The following is a 15834-nucleotide window of genomic DNA, read 5'->3' as shown; positions in this document are numbered from 1 at the left end:
GCGAGTCGGTGCGTGAAGACGTGCAAACGCTACTGTAGCAACCCCATTCAGGAGCCAGCGTCGTCCGGGTCCTCGGGTGTCCCGGACGGCTCCGGCTCGACTTCGGTGACGAAGTCGTAGAGGTCCGTCCCGCTCACCTCGATGCCCTGTCGACTGAAGAACGCGGCCACGTTGCGGCAGTCCCGGCGGAGGAACTCGTCGGCGTTCGGGTGATGGATCGTCACCGCCTGTCCGAGGTCGATCACGACGAGTTCGCCGTCGTGGATGATCATATTGTACTCCGAGAGGTCGCCGTGGACGAGCCCCGCCGAGTAGAGCCGCCGCATATACTCGCGCACGACCTCGTAGGCCGTCTCGGGGTTCTCCACGTCGACTTCGGCCAGTCGCCGGGCGCGGTCTTCGACGAGCCCGACGAGCTCCATCACGAGGACGTTGCGTTCGACGGCGATCGGTTCGGGGACGCGAACGCCTGCTTCTCGCGCCCGTTTGAGATTCGCGAACTCCTTGCGGGTCCACGCGAGCACGATCTGCTTTTTATCGTTGCCGAGCCCCTCGAACCGGGGATCTCCCTCCAGGTACTCGCGCATCTGCCGGAAGTTCGAGGCGTTGATGCGGTAGATCTTGACGGCGACGTCGCGCTCCTCGCCGTCTTTACTCCCGAGCGCTTCGTAGACGTTCGCCTCCTTGCCGGTCGAGATCGGTCCGCCGAAGGCGTCGACGTAGCCGTCCTGGACGAGCTTGTAGATCGCCGCGAACGTGGCGTCGTCGAAGACCGACTGCTCGACTTTGAACTGATCGGCGTCCTTCAGGCGCTTGCGGAACTCGTCGAACTCGCGGTCCCGACGCCGGGCGATCCGATCGGCCTCGGTGTCGGTGACGTCGATCTCTTCCCACTCGTCGCCCACACCCTCGGCCTCCTCGGGCTCCAGAAATCCGTACTCGTCTGGATCACTCATTGGTGTGGGTTGGGAGCTCGGTCTGAATCGCTGTACGAAAAGACGGCGTCGGCGTCGATCCCGGCCACGGACTCCACTCCGTCGAGAACGCCCCGCGTCGGGTCCACGCCGACACTCGGATCACTGGATGTGTCCTTCCTCGCGGAGCTGGTCGGCCTCGGACTTCTCGTAGCGCCAGGTGATGTCCCCTTTCTCGTCCTGCCAGTCCCACGGTTCGACGAGGACGACGTCGTCCTCGCGGATCCAGATGCGCTTTTGCATCCGGCCGGGGATTCGTGCGGTGCGCTCGACGCCGTCGGCACACCGGACTTTCACGCGGTTCGCCCCGAGCATATTCGTGACGACGGCGAACACCTCGTCGTCGTCGGGCATTCGGAGGTCACGTCGCCCCCCGTTCTCGTCGTCGCTCATACGCGGGCGTTCGTCGCGCCCCGGTTTAAGTTCTGCGAGAGGCGTCGTAACCGACGCTCCAGAACGATTTCGTCTATGCGCTCCTGGCCAGCCGTGTCCCCGAACGGTCTCAGGCGACGGCTGGCCAGCCGTTTCCGAACGAAACCCAGACGACAGTGTCATACGCGCGCCGTCGGTACCGGCGTGTATGGATTCCGATACGCTTCTCGTCGCCGGCGGCCGGGTGCTCCGCCCCGACGGCGACGTCGTGGACGCAGACGTGCTGATCGACCGCACGGCCGGCCGGATCGAGGCCGTCGGCTCGGAGCTGGCGACCGAACACGACGCCGACGAGACGCTCGACGCCTCGGGCGGACTCGTGATGCCCGGGTTAGTCAACGCACACACCCACGTCGCGATGACGCTTCTCCGGGGCTACGCCGACGACAAGCCGCTCGACGCGTGGCTCCGCGAGGACATCTGGCCCGCAGAGGCAGCGCTCACTGCCGAGGACGTCCGCGCCGGCACCGAACTCGGCCTCGTCGAGATGATTCGCTCGGGGACGACGACGTTCGCGGATATGTACTTCCACGTCCCCGAGATCGTCGAGGCCGTCGACGAGGCGGGAATGCGCGCCCGCGTCGGTCACGGCGTCGTTACCGTCGGAAAGGACGAGGCGGAGGCCCGCGCAGACGTTCAGGAGAGCCTCGACGTCGCTCGCGAGTACGACGGCGCCGCCGACGGTCGGATCCGAACGGCCGTGATGCCGCACTCGCTGACGACCGTCGACGAGGATCTCCTACGGGAGGCCGTCACCGACGCGCACGACGCCGGCATCCCGATCCACACACACGCCAACGAGACTCGGGACGAAGTCGAGCCGATCGTCGCCGAGCGCGACGAGCGTCCCCTCGCGTACGCCGACGACGTCGGCCTCCTCTCGGAGTCGGACTTCCTCGCGCACGGCGTCCACGTCGACGAGAGCGAGATCGACTTGCTGGCCGAGCGCGGCACGGCGGTCGTCCACTGCCCGGCGTCGAATATGAAACTCGCCTCCGGGATTGCACCGGTGCAGAAACTGCTCGACGCGGGCGTGACGGTCGGTCTCGGCACCGACGGCGCCGCCTCGAACAACGACCTCGACCTCTTCGACGAACTCCGCGACGCCGCGATGATCGGCAAACTCGGGGCCGACGATGCCTCGGCCGTCCCCGCGGAAGCGGCCGTACAGATGGCGACGCAGGGCGGCGCCGAGGCGCTTTCGCTCCCTGGTGGCCGCGTGGAGGCCGGCGCCGCCGCGGATCTCGCGATTATCGACCTCGACGCGCCGCACCTCGCGCCCGCGCACGATCTCGTGAGCCATCTGGCGTACGCCGTCCGCGGATCAGACGTCCGCCATACGGTCTGTGACGGACAGATTCTAATGCAGGATCGCGAACTCACGACCCTCGACGAAAAGCAGGTCGTCGAGACGGCGCGACGACGCGCGGTCGACCTCGTCGCGCGCGCGGAGTGATCACTCGGAGACGACGTCGACGCCGTCGTCCGTGACCGAGACGGTCAGCGATTCGATCGACCGCTCGTAGACGCTCGCGTGCCGCCCGTTCTCGACGTCTACGCGGACGGTCTCTTCCAGTAACCCCGCGTCGACGAGTTTGCTGGTCTCCCGATACACCGTCGACAGCGGTACGCCGGACCGATCGCTGAGTTCGCAGGCCGTGGCTGGCCGCCCTGCCGCTCGGAGGAGCGCGACGCCGGTATCGCTCGCCAAAAGCGTGAGCGCCTTCGACCGCGGTAGCGTGGTTTCAGCGCCGCCCTCGCCACGACGCTGCTCACCATCAGGTGCAGACATCTACAACGACTATTGTGGGCCACGAGTCTTGAAAGATTCTGCCGCGCGCTGTCGAATCGACTGCTGATATCGTGGCATTTGCAAGTCTTCACGCACCCGAGCAGACGCTGTCGTGCGCTCGGGTGCGCAATCAGTTGCAAATGCGACTGTAGGTCCGGTTTTGGCCGGCGTTCGTCGTGGCCGACCGCTTCCACGCAACAAAATAGGGGTTCGGTAGCGTTTTGCCGCACCTGACCGAACGCCGGGGTATGAGTACGTACCCGCCTATCGGAGAGCAACTCGACGACTTCGAGTCCGCTCGCGAAGAGGGCCGTCGGAAGATGGACTGGGCGCTCCAGCATATGCCCATCCTCCGGGAGCTGCGCGAGCAGTTCCGAGAGTCGAAACCGCTCGCCGGGCAGACGATCGGGATGGCGATGCACGTCGAGGCCAAAACCGCGAACCTCGTCGAACTCCTCGCGCTCGGCGGCGCCGAGGTCGCCATCACCGGCTGTAATCCCCTCTCGACGCACGACGACGTGAGCGCGGCGCTCGACGCCAACGACGACATCACCTCCTACGCCAAGCGCGGCGTCGGCGAGGACGACTATTACGCCGCCATCGAGTCGGTCGTCGACCACGAGCCGACGATCACCGTCGACGACGGGATGGATATGGTCTACGCCATCCACGAGGACTACCCCGAACTCATCGACACGATCGTCGGCGGGGCCGAGGAGACGACGACCGGCGTCCACCGACTGCGCGCGATGGACGACGACGGCGAACTCCGCTATCCGGTCTTCGCCGTCAACGACACGCCGATGAAGCGCCTCTTCGACAACGTCCACGGCACCGGCGAGTCCTCGCTCGCGACGATCGCGATGACGACGAACCTCTCCTACGCCGGCAAGAACGTCGTCGTCGCCGGCTACGGCTACTGCGGGAAGGGCGTCGCGAAGAAGGCCGCCGGCCAGAACGCGAACGTCATCGTCACCGAGGTCGAACCGCGCCGCGCGCTGGAAGCGCATATGGAAGGCTACGACGTGATGCCGATGAACGAGGCCGCCGAGATCGGCGACGTGTTCGTCACGACGACCGGCAACCGCGACGTCATCACTCGCGAAGACTTCGAGGTGATGGACGACGGCGTCCTGCTCGCGAACGCCGGCCACTTCGACGTCGAGATCGACCTCGACGCGCTCTCGGACCTCGCGGTCGACGAGTACGAGGCTCGCGACGGCGTCCGCGCCTACGAGATGGCCGACGGCCGCCGTCTCAACGTCATCGCCGAGGGCCGTCTGGTCAACCTCGCCTCTCCGATCGCGCTCGGCCATCCCGTGGAGGTGATGGACCAGTCGTTCGGTATTCAGGCGGTCTGTGTCCGCGAACTCGTCGAACACGGCGAGGAGTACGACGCCGGCGTCCACGACGTCCCCGACGACCTCGACCGGGAGGTCGCAGAGATCAAACTCGACGCCGAGGGCGTCGACATCGACTCGCTGACGGAGACGCAGGCGGAGTATATGGATAGCTGGAGTCACGGCACATAGCCGTCTCGCCGACCGCGCGGGCTGCCCCGCACTCGATTGCTACTGACCCCACGTCCACTTCGCGTCGAGAACGTAGCGATAGATCCCGCTCATCAGGATCGCGGCGCCGTTCGCGACCAGATACGGGATGGCTCGCCACTCGACGAGCAGATACAGCACCGCGAGTTGGATCGGAATCGCCGTCCCGCGGACGACGTTCGTCTTGAGGAGTCCGAACAGATACTCCGCAGTCCCGGTGTTCTGGGTCGCCTGAAACGTCCAGGCGTTGTTGAGGACGTACGAGAGCACGATCGTGATCTCGATCGCGATCACCGCGCCGACGAGGTAGTACAGGCCGACAGTGTCGACGAACAGCCACAGCAGCAGCATCTGAATCCCGGCGGTGACGGCTCCGACGATGACGAATCGCCGGAGCTGCAGCGCGAGCGGACCGCTATGGAGATTGCGTAAGAAGCTCCGGATCATCTTATCGGTAGCCGAGCGCCTCCAATCGGGCTTCTAGGTTTTCGTCGACCGCGTCGGTCTCTTCGCCGGTTGCGTTCGCCTCGCCCTCGCGGAGCAGTTCGACGTGGGCGTCGACGAGCGGTCGGAAGCGGTCGACGACGCGCCGTGCCTGGCTCCCGTCGACAGCGTCGTCGTCACCCGCGTCGTCATCGGTGCCGGCCGCGAGGTCCGTCTGCTGATCGGGATCGTCGGGGCGGTAGTACAGCTCGTGGGTGTCCGCGTCGACGTTTCGGATGTAGGTCCACTCCCGGTCGCGGACGCTCACCAGCAGATCACCGTCCGCGAGCGATCGCGGGATCGGCTGGGCCGTCACCTCCTCGTCGCGAACGGTGACCGAGACGACCGGCTCGTCTGCCGGCGGGTCGCCGTCGAGTACAGACGAGGTGAGTGACGTGCCGCTCCAGCTGTCGGGGGCGTCGACGCCCAACAACTCCGTCACGGTCGGCGGGATGGCGTCGAGACCGACCTGACGGTCGATCCGTCGCCCCGCTGCGCCCGGCACGTCGACGATGAGCGGGACGTTGATCAATTCGTCGTACAGCTTCGGGTAGTGCGCGAGGTGGCCGTGTTCCTGGAACTCCTCGCCGTGGTCGCCCGCGACGATGATCGCCGTCTCGTCGTCGAGACCGTTCGCGGCGAGTTCGTCCAGCAGTCGCCCGACGCTGGCGTCGACCTGCCGCGCGGCCGCCTGATAGAGCGTCCGCAGTTCGGCGAGGGTTCGTTCCCCGACCTCCCAGCCGAGGCCGGTCCGCGTGTGTGCGTGTAGCATTCGATGGGTGCCGAGCAGGCCCGAGGAGACCTCTCGGATGTACCGCGGCGCCGGGACGTACGGCGTGTGGGTGTCCATATAGTGGATCCAGAGGAAGAACGGCTCGGAGGCGTCTTCGAGAAAGTCGCTCGCGGCGTGTTCGACGTCGAACATCCGCGAGGTGTCGAGGAAGGGTCGGTCGTCGACGTTGCCGGCGAGTCGCGATTTGATCCGTCTGATCGGTGAGGCGGCGAACTGGAGCCACGCTTCGACCGTCGGATGTGTGGCGAGATACCGACTGTAGAGGCTGGACCCGACGCTCGCGACGAACGGCTCGAACTCGTCGAATCCCTCGTCGTAGCCCCAAAACGACGTGAGAAAGCCGTTGGCGGCGTTGAAACCGCCGGTCGCGACACCCGAATCAGACAGCGCCCGTGCGAGCGTCGGCACGTCTTCGACGCCGATATCGCCCGAATCGGCGAACACCGGACGAGACGCCAGAATCGACGGAAAGGAGAACGGCGTCCAGTTCCCGGTCGCGAAAGCCCGCTCGAAGACCGTGCCGCGTTCGGCGAGGCCGTCGATCACCGGCGTGTGTCGGCTCGAATCGTACGTCCCGAGAGCGTCCGCTCGGAGCGAATCGACGGTGACGAGTACGACGTTCGAGACCGAAGTGTCTGCGTCCATATGTGAGTCGGTGATGGTACTCCGACGGCTCGATCGCCCGCCGACGGATACGCGTATTAGTGGATTGATGGTATGTTAAACATATATACCCGCGGATTTCTCGCGGCGGTGCTCGAAGGAGTCGCCCGTATCTCGGACGTTCCCGACGAATCCGCAGCGGGGCGGTCCGGTGTCGTCCGGTTTAAGGCCCTCTCTCCCCGAGTGAGCGTATGTCTTCGAACCGGAAGGGCGACCGCCGCGAACGCGAACTCGTCAACCGTCTCGACGAGGCCGGCTTCGCGGTGATGCGCGCCCCCGCCTCGGGATCGGCGACCGACCGGGAACTCCCGGACGTACTCGCCGGCGACGGCGACGTCTTCTACGCCATCGAGGCCAAATCCAGTTCCGGCCGTCCGATCTACCTCTCAGGCGAGGAGGTCGAAGCCCTCATCTACTTCGCCCAAAACTTCGGTGCGAAAGCGCGGATCGGCGTTCGATTCGACCGCGAATCGTGGTACTTCTTCCACCCCGGTGATCTCCACGTGACCGACGGCGGTAACTACCGCGTCAAGAAAGAGACCGCGCTCGCAGAGGGCGAATCGTTCGAGTCGTTCGTCGGCGGTCCGGCGCAGGCGCGGCTGACAGACGTCGAGGAATCGACAGCGGACGCGACGGCGGACGGCGGCGACAGCGACGACGCCTGAGAGCGCGATAAGCGCCCTAGCGACGCTTCACGCCCGCTGTGTCTCGGCTCCAGTCGTCCCCGACGTTCGCCCGGAGTACGGACCTGCGTCCGCTTCTCCCGACTTACCACCCTCCTCGTCGCCTGCCCGGAGTTCGACGCGCGTGAGTCGCGAGGCCGGAAACAGGTACCGTCGGCTGTCTCTGAGTGCGTCGACCCACGTTCCGAAGTCGTCGACGGCGTCGCCCGCCGGCAGCGACTCGACGTACACGACCGCGAACACCGGTTCGTGGTCGCCGTACGCCGCGTTCGTCTCGTACTCTGAGACGAGGCGCCCCTCGCCGGTTCGGACTTCGTCGGCGCGGTCGCCGATCCGGTCGACGACGACGAGCAGTGCGCCAGTCTCGCGGTCGCGGACGAGGTCGCCGGGGTCGTGGTCGTGGCGGTCACACAGCGCGGGGCCGTCCTGGTCGACCGGCGCGAACGTCAGGCCGCCGCAGACGGCACAGACGCGCTCGCGTTCGTCGGGGGCCGGAACGAGGCCCGACTCGATTTCGATTGCGACGCGCCGGATGTGCTTGCAGCGCGCCCCGCGGATGGCGCTGTCCGGGCACGTGCAGGTCTCGCGTTCGGCGTCGACGACGTACGTCCCGCCCTCGCTCTCGACGACGTAGCGGCCGTCGCGGAGGGGCCGCACGGTCATCGGCTCGGCGCGGGCGCGGTAGGCGCGTCCCTCGTACCCTTCCGCGGGAAAGGTTCGCTGTCGACGGACGCGGGGCTGTCGGAGGTGGGGACGTCCGGCCCTCGTGTCCGCTGGGGGGGCTTCTGACGCGGGTGTGTTTCGTGTGTGCGTCATCTCTGATGCTCCCGAGAGATCTGCTCTCTCGCTAGTTACACGTACGTTCCGGACGAACCTAAACCCTCGTTTCAAGTGGAGCTCACCGCCGGAAAACCGCATCGAAGCCCTTTTAGAATGGCCACCGGAAGGCGGACGTATGGATATCGATGCGGAGATGCGCCGGAAGATCGTCGTCTCTATCGTCTCTGTCGGCGCTTTCTTCGCCCTCTTCGTCGGGATCGGCGTCACGTACGGCCCCGACCTCGGCGACACGGGCGGACTCGCTCTCGTCGGCGCGATCGCGCTGTTCGTCCTCGTGATGGCCGGCGTCGGCGTGTATCTGCAGGACTGATACTGTCGGACAGCAGTTCGTGAATCATGTTGGTACCCACGGGTGCCGATGATTTTCACATCGTTCTGTCCGACAGTATGACTCGCCGGTAGGACTCCCTTACCGACTCACCGGCGACGACGGTTCGTCACGCGCAGCACACGACGGCTGTTCTGTTACTCACCGGTCGTGGTTTCCCGCCAGTCGCGAACGTCGCCAGCGTCCCGTACCGCGTCCGTGTAGTACGACAGTGGATGTGAAATCGTCTCACAGCGCTCGTCGGGGTCGACGCAGTCGCCGTAGGACTGCATCGTCGTACACGACGGCGGGGGATACTGTGTCCCGTCGGCGTTCGCCAGGTACTCGACGCGCGTCTCGATGCGCCCCGCCGTGTCGCCGTCGACGTCGAGAAGCGTCGTCACGTCGGCGGCGTCCATCCCGAACGCGACGAGGAACGAGACGAGTGAGAACTCCGCGTGCCCGGGGAGTGCCTCGTCGCCGCGGGCACGGCGGACCAGCGCTTTCATACACGGTGGGAACAGCGCGGGGACGACGGCGTCGACCGTCGTTCGCCCCGCGTCGTGGTCGTTCAGCAGGGAACGGAGGTCGGCGACGGCTGTCGAGACCGCCTCCGCGATCGCGTCGCCGCCGTCGGTGCCGCGCACCTCGAACGGGAGTCCGGTCGCGACGCGGCGCTCGACGGCCGCTTCGAGTATCCGAGACAGTTCCTCGGCCGCGACACGGACCTCGCCGGCGGCGACCTCGCGGTTGACGAGTCGCCACCGACTGCCCCACTCGGCGTCCGCGAGGTCGAGGTACGATCCCAGTTCGACCCAGTAGTGCGACGGGGCCCGGCCGCCGGCGCTTGCCCCACCGCCTCGGCGGGCGCCGGGGCGGGCCGCGCTTCCAGGCCCGCCCGCCTGCTCGGGGCGCACGGCGTCTGCGAGATCGAACTCTCGGAGCACCTCCTCCAGCGACGCACGGGTGCGGCCACCGCTCTGGAGGTCGTCGTCGGCCGCGAAGTCCGTTTGAAACCGCTCGCGCGCGGTCGCCGCCTCGGCTTTGGCGTACTTCTCGACGGCTGCGGGCGTCTCGATCAGCGAGACGAGGATCCGCGCGATCGGATACGAGAGTAATTCCTCTCTGGTGTCCCACCGACGCGGGTCCTCGGCGGCGACGTTGCCCTCCATCAGGGCGCGCTCGACCCGCTCTTTGCCCCGCTCGACGGCGGGTGCGTCCTCGGCGATGAGCGCCGCCGGCGAGATTTCGGCCTCGCGGACGGCCTCGCGGGCCCCCTCGAAGAAGGGATAGCGCGCGTAGAGCGGGTCCATCGGCATCGCACGAGCGTTGCGCCCGCCGCCGAATAAACACGACGATCGGTGGAGACCCGATCTGGCAGAACCGACGATCGACCGCATCGACGACTGACGGCGCGTCCCGAACGCCACGGTCGGCGATCCACACCGTATCATCTAAGACGACACGTGCCCACTCTCTCTGCGTGCCGCAGTTCGACTACCCGTGTCCCGACTGCCGGGCCACGAACAGCCTTCACGACGCCGACTGTGAGTTCGAGGGAACGCCCTGGCCCGACGTCGAGAAGGCCTACATCGACATCGTCTCGCGTCTCACGGCCGCGCCGACCGAGGAGGCGGACCTGTATGACGCGGTCGACGGCGAGTGGGACGGCCTCCACCGCGCCGCGCTCGAACGCCTGAAGCGCGACGAGCGCGTCACGGAGGGTAACGACGTCCTGAGACTCCTCACCGCCGCGGAGTTCCGCGAGCAGGTGTCCGAGCCGACGCGCGAGCCGATGCGGACGCTCTACCGCCACGGGAGCGTTCCCGGCTGTCACGACAACGCCGTGTTCGCGATGATCGCGTGGTACGAGATGGTCGGGCTCTCGTGGTCGGAGACCCGCGAGAACGTCGTCGAATGGCTGCGAGAGAGCGGTGCGTGGGCTCGCGGGGGATTCGAGGAACCCTCGCCCGAAGCGTTGGTCGACTCCAAGCGCCACGTCTACGAGGCGGGGTACGGCTGGAAGGAGAAGGCCCAGGCGGCAAAGCGCGTCATCGATCGCCACCGCGGGTGATTTTCCGCCCGTTCGACGGCCTCGTTTGGCCGCAGCCCCGCGTCTTCAGTCGCTCTGGATGCGCGGCGCGAGCATATACGTAACGTTGCCCTGTCCTTCGGCGACCGCGTAGTGGATCTTCACCGGGAACTCCTCGCCGAGTTCGACGGTGACCTCCGCGTCCTTCGGGATCGCCTTGTTCATATCCTTCAGGTAGTCCAGCGAGAACAGCGAGTCGGCCGAGCCGGCCGTGAGCGCGATGAGGTCTCCGGTGTCGAGTTCGAAGTCGACGTCGTCGGTGTCGCCCTCGGCTTCGATGTGGAACGCCTCGTCGGTCGCGTCGACGCGGAGCCGCACGTGATCGGAGACCATATCGGCGGCCTTGATCCCGCGGTCGAGCTGTGCGCCCTCGAGTACGATCTCCGCGGCGAGATCCAGGTCGGGGATGTCGGGCTCCTGGCGGATCGAGTCGGGGTCGATGAGCGCGAGCGTCGAGGAGAGGCCGTCCATCCGAATGTTGAGCTTCCGGGTCTCCTCGTCGAGTTCGAGTTCGACGAGCTGATCGCCGCTCGCCATCCCGACGAAGTCTTCGAGCTTCGCGAGGTTGACGCCGATGACGCCTCCGTCGGCCTCGTAGGACTCGAAAGCGGCGGCGTCGAGCGAGAGATCCACCATTCCGACGTTCGCGGGATCGACGGCGCGAATCGACAACTCGTCTTCGTTCAGCCGGATCTTGCACTCGTCCACCAACACGCTCACCGAGTCGAGCGCATCCTGGAGCGTAGACGCGCTCACGATGGCCTTGAACATATGAGCGGGGCTACGACAGCGGGCTTAAAAATACTCCTGATTTTTGTTCGCGCGCGCGACGACGAACAGGTGCTGTCAGTCGTGGACGGCAGCCGTCAGTCGTAGATGCCGCCGTCCGTCGTCGCTCTCGCAGAGCCTACGTGCTGGATCAGTCTTCGCCGGTATTTGACAGCCCAGCGTCGGCGACGCGGTACGCGCCGAGTCCGACGATCACTGTCCCGAAGATCCCGCCGAGGATCGGTACGCCGGGGAACGACGGGATCGATCCGCTCTCCGAAGAGGACGTCTCGACTTCCGAGGACGACGCGCCGGCGCTGGATCCGGAGTCGGACGTGGCGCCCGCTCCCGCCGCCTCCATCTGCGCTCCCGAGACGTCGACGCTTATCGTCTCACCCGCGTCGAGCGACCCGGTCGTCGTGAGAAGCGAAATCGGCGAGGAGCCGACCCGGAGGTTCTCCGAGTGGCTCACCTTCGAGGTGTTGTAGCCCTGCAGGACGACCGCGAGCGACGACGTGTTGCGGACGACCTGCTTTTCGAACTGCCGTCCGGTGAGGTCGTAGGCCGCGCCGATCTGCGTGGTGCCGTTCGCCGGCACGCTGACGTTCAACTGGACGCCGGTATCGGTGCGTCTGTACTGCGCCTGCTCGCCGCCGACCATCGCGGCGTACGGCGACGCGTCGGCCGGGAGCCCGATGGTCACCGTGCCGACGAACGGCCGGTCGGTCGGATTCTCGAAGGCGACCGTCTCCACGACGCTCGGGTTCGTCGAGGCGTTCTGCGCCGGAAGCATCTGCACGACGTGGCCCGTCGGCGAGCGGTTCGCGACGTTCAATATCGAGGTGTCGCTCGTCGGCGGCTGCGCCGTGATCGCCACGCTGTCGGTCGTCGACGGGTCCACCGTGCGTCGGTACTCGGCATCGCCGACGGCCGCCCGAATCTCGTAGGTCTCGTCCGATTCGAGCGGTCCGAACGCGAACGAACCGGTCGCGTTCGTCCGGTAGGTGTCGACGACGAACTCGTCTTCGTCGACGACTTCGATGACCGCTCCCTCGGTGCCGCTTCCGTCAGGATTGCGGATCGTTCCAGACACGCCCTCTGTGAGGTCCATCGACACCTGCGTCTGATTCTGTAGTATCTCGTAGTGCGTCGCGCCGCCGTAGCTGACGCGAACGGCGTAACTCGGCGCGTCCGGTGCGTCGACACTGAACGACGAGCCGTCGATGGTCGTCGTGACCGAGCCGTCGGCGCGTTGTTGCTGCTGCGTGAGCGGGACGACTTCGACGCGAGCGCCGTCCGTATTTCCGTCCTCGGCGGTGACCGTTCCGCTGACCGTCGTCGTCGCGGAGGCCACGGGAACGAACGCCAGACAACTGACGACGACGAGGAGCGCGATGAGACGCCGCATCAGTCGCTCACCTCCTGGACGGCACCGGCGTCACTGCTCGTCTGCTGCGTCGATCTCCGATCGCTCGTTCCTGCGCTCGCACTCGTCCGCACGCCGTGTCGCGGATCGAAGAACAACACGAGTAACATTCCGACGAGCAGCGCGAGGATGCTCACGCGCATCAGCGTGACGAACGGCACGCGCTTGACCGAGATCGAGGCGGTTCCGTCGCTGACGCCCGCGATGACGTAGGTGTCGACGAGCGGTCCGCGGTCGATCAGCACGTCTCTGACCTGGAGGCCGCCCTGCTCGGGGTACTCGCGCTGTCCGGCGACGCCGGAGACGACGATGCCGTCCTCGTCGTAGACGGCGAGTGAGACGCCGTTGGCGACGACGCGCGTCGGGACAACCGACTCCGGCGGGTCGTCGGCCGGACCGATCGTCTGCGGGCCGGCGAGGACGATCGCGTCGGCGGTCGGGACGAACTCCCACATCACCTGGCCGCGCGCGACGACCTCCTGGCCGGTTTCGATGCCGACGGACCCGTTCCCGGCGACGCCGACCCAGACCTGGGAGTTGTCGAGTTGCACCACCGTCGCCTGTGGTCCCTCACGTATCGCCGTCACCGTCCCGTGGACGGCCTGTACCGAGGTGTTCAACGACTGCCCGCGGGTGAGGACCTGCGAGGACGACAGCGCGTACGTCTCGGGTTCGGGGTTGTTGGGGAACTCGTTCTGTTCGTAGCCCAGCACGCGGACGTCGTAGGGGGAGTCCCCGACGTCGCGCTGGGAAGTGTCGACCGCACCGCTGGCGACGCCCGTGGCCATCACCGATGCCTGACCGGCGAACAGGTACATAAACGGCAGCGAGAGCACGAGAAGCGCGGCGCCGACGTGAATGAGCGTGATCCCGCTTTCTTTCAGTTTCGCGTCTCGGCTCGTCGTCGCCGCGATCCGACTGCCCGTGCGCTTCACGGTCCCGAAGATGGCGTACGCCACCGGCGGCAGCACCGACAGCGCGCTCGCGTTGCCGACGAGCTGGTAGACGAAGGCGTCGCTCGGGCGAACGGACGCCAGCCGCCAGGTCTCGGAGGGCGCGACGGCAGCTCCGACGACCGTCGCGAGGCCGAACACGCCGAGGCTGATGAGACTCCGGCGCAGGCCGTCCCGCTCGTAGTCCATATAGAAGCCCAAGAGGAGAAGCACCGCGAGCACGAGCGGGAAACTCCAGAGGTTGTAGTAGCGCGACTCGACGGACACTTCGAGCCCGGTCATCGCGCTCCGCAGGACGGGGAAGGAGAGACCCCACAACGAGACGAACGTGAGGAGGCCGAACAGCAGGACGGCGAGGTGCAGCAGATTCGAGCGGTTGATCCAGCCAGCGAGGCCGGATTCGCCCGCCGCCGCTTCGGCGTCGTCGTCAGAGTCGTCGTTCTGCAACAGCCAGTAGGCGAACGGAGCGACCACGCCCAGTAGGGTCGTGATGCCCATCAGTATGAGGAAGGACGCGCCGATGCCGCCGTCGGCGAAGGAGTGGATGCTCCTGAAGACGCCGCTCCGAACGACCGAGGTCGTGTACACGGCGAGCGCGAAGACGCTCGCGGTCATCGCCGGCGCGAGGATCCGATAGCGGCCGCCGGGCCGGTAGTTCGTGACGGCGTGTAGCGTCGCCGTCAGGAACAGCCACGGGACCAAGATTGCCGTCTCGACGGGGTCCCACGCCCAGATGCCACCCCAGCCGAGGACCGTGTACGACCAGAGGCCGCCGAGCGCGACGGCGGCGGTGAGGAAGAGCCAGCTAAGCCGGAGCCAGCGCGTGACGCTCCCGGTCCACGCCGAAAAGAGGCCGTCGTCGCCGCGGAACAGCGCGATGAAGTGCGCCGCTCCGATGGCGAACGGCATCGTCAGCAAGGCGTAGGAGATGAACATCACCGGCGGGTGGATCGCCATATACGGATCGACGAGGAGCGGGTTCAGGCCCTGCCCGCTCGTCGGTACGAACCCGGGCGGCGCGTTGGGGAACTCCGTTCGCACCGAGGCGAACGGGCTCTGCAGCAGCAACATCGCCGTGAAGTAGGTCACGAGACCGACGGTGAACGCGTGGATGAGCTTCCCGCGCCGGGTCGGGAACCCGCGTGAGAGGCTCGCGACCAGCGCGACGACGGCGACGATCGCCGCCCACAGGAGCACCGACCCCTCGTTGGCAGCGTACACGCCGGTCACCCGGTAGAGAAGCGAGAGGTACGAGGCCGTGTTCTCCCACACGTACGCGTTCGTGTAGTCCTGGCTGATGAACTGGTACGTGAGGTGTGCGAGTGCGGCAACTAGAAGCACCGCCGTCCCCGCGGTCAGTTTCGGGACGTACGAGAGGTACGCGTCGTCGTCGCGGAGGTACGACCGCGCGAGAATCGCCGTCCCCGACAGTCCCGAGAGGAACGCCAGCGCGAGCAGGATCGTTCCCGGATTCATACTGCGGCCTCCGTCAACCGGCCGGCCGTGTTCTCTGTGCTCTGCGACGTTCCGTTTGCTGTCTGTCCGGCCTGGTAGCGCTGCTTGGCCGTCTCCAGATACGACAGGAAGTCATCTTTCGCCGCGTAGCCAGGAATTCGGGTGAGTACCTCGCCCTCAGGCGTCACGATGACGTGCTGGGGCGGGTAGTTGATATTGTACCGTTGTTGTAGCCGGGTCGCGCTCTCGGAGTCGCTGTCGAGGTTCACTGCGACTTTGGTGAACTCGTCGAGCTCCGATTGCACTGTCGGGTCGCTGTAGACGTTCCGGTTGTAGTCCTCGCAGTAGGTACACCAGGTCGTCCAGTAGTAGATCACGACCGGCTCGTCTTCCGCGGCGGCCGTCTCCACCGCGCTCGAATAGTTCGTCTGCCATTTGACCTCGCCGTGATACGAGTAGCCCTCGTCTGACAGGACCGGAGCTGCGTTCATAGAGAGGTACCCGATCCCGAGCAAGAGGGCGAAGAAGGCGATCGTCATCGCCTTTCGTGGGTTCATCGGTGTAGCCGCTTGTAGATTCCCGCAGTAAAATGTACCGTCGTAGACTTCTCTAGTCTAGCTGGG

Annotated in this window: 16 protein-coding genes; 5 read left to right on the top strand and 11 right to left on the bottom strand. The window is 66.4% G+C overall.

Annotated features, from left to right (window positions below; genetic code table 11):
* Positions 1-47: 47 nt before the first annotated feature.
* Complete coding sequence (gene rio1, locus NO362_RS02875) at positions 48-956, bottom strand: serine/threonine-protein kinase Rio1 (RefSeq protein ID WP_256546053.1); 909 nt, start codon at positions 954-956, stop codon at positions 48-50.
* A gap of 120 nt (positions 957-1076) precedes the next feature.
* Positions 1077-1367, bottom strand: a complete 291-nt coding sequence (eif1A, locus tag NO362_RS02870; protein WP_049985645.1) for a translation initiation factor eIF-1A — start codon at positions 1365-1367, stop codon at positions 1077-1079.
* 187 nt (positions 1368-1554) lie between these two features.
* Here eif1A and NO362_RS02865 point away from each other — a divergent pair, with 187 nt between their 5' ends.
* On the top strand, positions 1555-2862 hold the full coding sequence (locus NO362_RS02865) for an amidohydrolase (protein WP_256546052.1): 1308 nt from the start codon (positions 1555-1557) through the stop codon (positions 2860-2862).
* Here the strand turns inward: NO362_RS02865 and NO362_RS02860 are convergent, their stop codons facing one another.
* Positions 2863-3198 (bottom strand): winged helix-turn-helix domain-containing protein, encoded by a 336-nt coding sequence (locus tag NO362_RS02860; RefSeq protein WP_256288637.1) that lies wholly within the window; start codon positions 3196-3198, stop codon positions 2863-2865. It lies immediately after the preceding gene.
* Between the two features lie 248 nt (positions 3199-3446).
* Here NO362_RS02860 and NO362_RS02855 point away from each other — a divergent pair, with 248 nt between their 5' ends.
* On the top strand, positions 3447-4730 hold the full coding sequence (locus NO362_RS02855; protein ID WP_256288638.1) for an adenosylhomocysteinase: 1284 nt from the start codon (positions 3447-3449) through the stop codon (positions 4728-4730).
* 39 nt (positions 4731-4769) lie between these two features.
* Here the strand turns inward: NO362_RS02855 and NO362_RS02850 are convergent, their stop codons facing one another.
* Together NO362_RS02850 and NO362_RS02845 are read right to left on the bottom strand one after the other, a co-directional pair.
* Complete coding sequence (locus NO362_RS02850; RefSeq protein WP_256288639.1) at positions 4770-5195, bottom strand: GtrA family protein; 426 nt, start codon at positions 5193-5195, stop codon at positions 4770-4772.
* Between the two features lies 1 nt (position 5196).
* Entirely contained in the window at positions 5197-6669 is a 1473-nt protein-coding gene (locus tag NO362_RS02845; RefSeq protein ID WP_256546051.1) for a sulfatase, read from the bottom strand.
* 209 nt (positions 6670-6878) lie between these two features.
* Between NO362_RS02845 and hjc the strand changes: the two genes are divergently transcribed.
* Positions 6879-7352, top strand: coding sequence for a Holliday junction resolvase Hjc (gene hjc, locus NO362_RS02840; RefSeq protein ID WP_256546050.1), 474 nt, complete (start codon positions 6879-6881; stop codon positions 7350-7352).
* 27 nt (positions 7353-7379) lie between these two features.
* On the opposite strand, the gene NO362_RS02835 is transcribed toward hjc, so the two are convergent.
* Positions 7380-8186, bottom strand: coding sequence for an SWIM zinc finger family protein (locus NO362_RS02835; protein ID WP_256546049.1), 807 nt, complete (start codon positions 8184-8186; stop codon positions 7380-7382).
* Between the two features lie 139 nt (positions 8187-8325).
* Here NO362_RS02835 and NO362_RS02830 point away from each other — a divergent pair, with 139 nt between their 5' ends.
* The gene (locus NO362_RS02830; protein ID WP_121568666.1) at positions 8326-8520 is read left to right on the top strand and encodes a DUF7472 family protein; all 195 of its coding nucleotides are present in this window, start codon (positions 8326-8328) and stop codon (positions 8518-8520) included.
* 155 nt (positions 8521-8675) lie between these two features.
* On the opposite strand, the gene NO362_RS02825 is transcribed toward NO362_RS02830, so the two are convergent.
* Positions 8676-9830 (bottom strand): DNA primase large subunit PriL, encoded by a 1155-nt coding sequence (locus NO362_RS02825; RefSeq protein ID WP_256546663.1) that lies wholly within the window; start codon positions 9828-9830, stop codon positions 8676-8678.
* A gap of 170 nt (positions 9831-10000) precedes the next feature.
* Here NO362_RS02825 and NO362_RS02820 point away from each other — a divergent pair, with 170 nt between their 5' ends.
* Complete coding sequence (locus NO362_RS02820) at positions 10001-10591, top strand: DUF7474 family protein (RefSeq protein ID WP_121568665.1); 591 nt, start codon at positions 10001-10003, stop codon at positions 10589-10591.
* A gap of 45 nt (positions 10592-10636) precedes the next feature.
* Here NO362_RS02820 and NO362_RS02815 read toward each other — a convergent pair whose 3' ends face one another.
* From NO362_RS02815 to NO362_RS02800, 4 genes are all read right to left on the bottom strand, one after another.
* Positions 10637-11380 (bottom strand): DNA polymerase sliding clamp, encoded by a 744-nt coding sequence (locus tag NO362_RS02815; RefSeq protein ID WP_121568664.1) that lies wholly within the window; start codon positions 11378-11380, stop codon positions 10637-10639.
* 148 nt (positions 11381-11528) lie between these two features.
* A complete protein-coding gene (locus tag NO362_RS02810; RefSeq protein ID WP_256546048.1) occupies positions 11529-12785 on the bottom strand; it encodes a carboxypeptidase-like regulatory domain-containing protein in 1257 nt (418 codons plus the stop codon).
* Positions 12785-15232: a cytochrome c biogenesis protein CcsA gene (ccsA, locus tag NO362_RS02805; protein WP_256546047.1), complete on the bottom strand. Its 2448-nt coding sequence runs from the start codon at positions 15230-15232 to the stop codon at positions 12785-12787. The genes NO362_RS02810 and ccsA overlap by 1 nt, the downstream gene beginning before the upstream one ends.
* Positions 15229-15768, bottom strand: coding sequence for a thioredoxin family protein (locus tag NO362_RS02800; protein WP_256546046.1), 540 nt, complete (start codon positions 15766-15768; stop codon positions 15229-15231). Before NO362_RS02800 ends, ccsA begins: the two co-directional genes overlap by 4 nt.
* Between the last annotated feature and the right edge of the window lie 66 nt (positions 15769-15834).

Origin of the sequence: Halobellus inordinatus (assembly GCF_024498335.1) — an archaeon.
Classification (GTDB): Archaea; Halobacteriota; Halobacteria; order Halobacteriales; family Haloferacaceae; genus Haloquadratum; species Haloquadratum inordinatus.
This window is presented reverse-complemented; position numbering and strand designations above follow the sequence as displayed.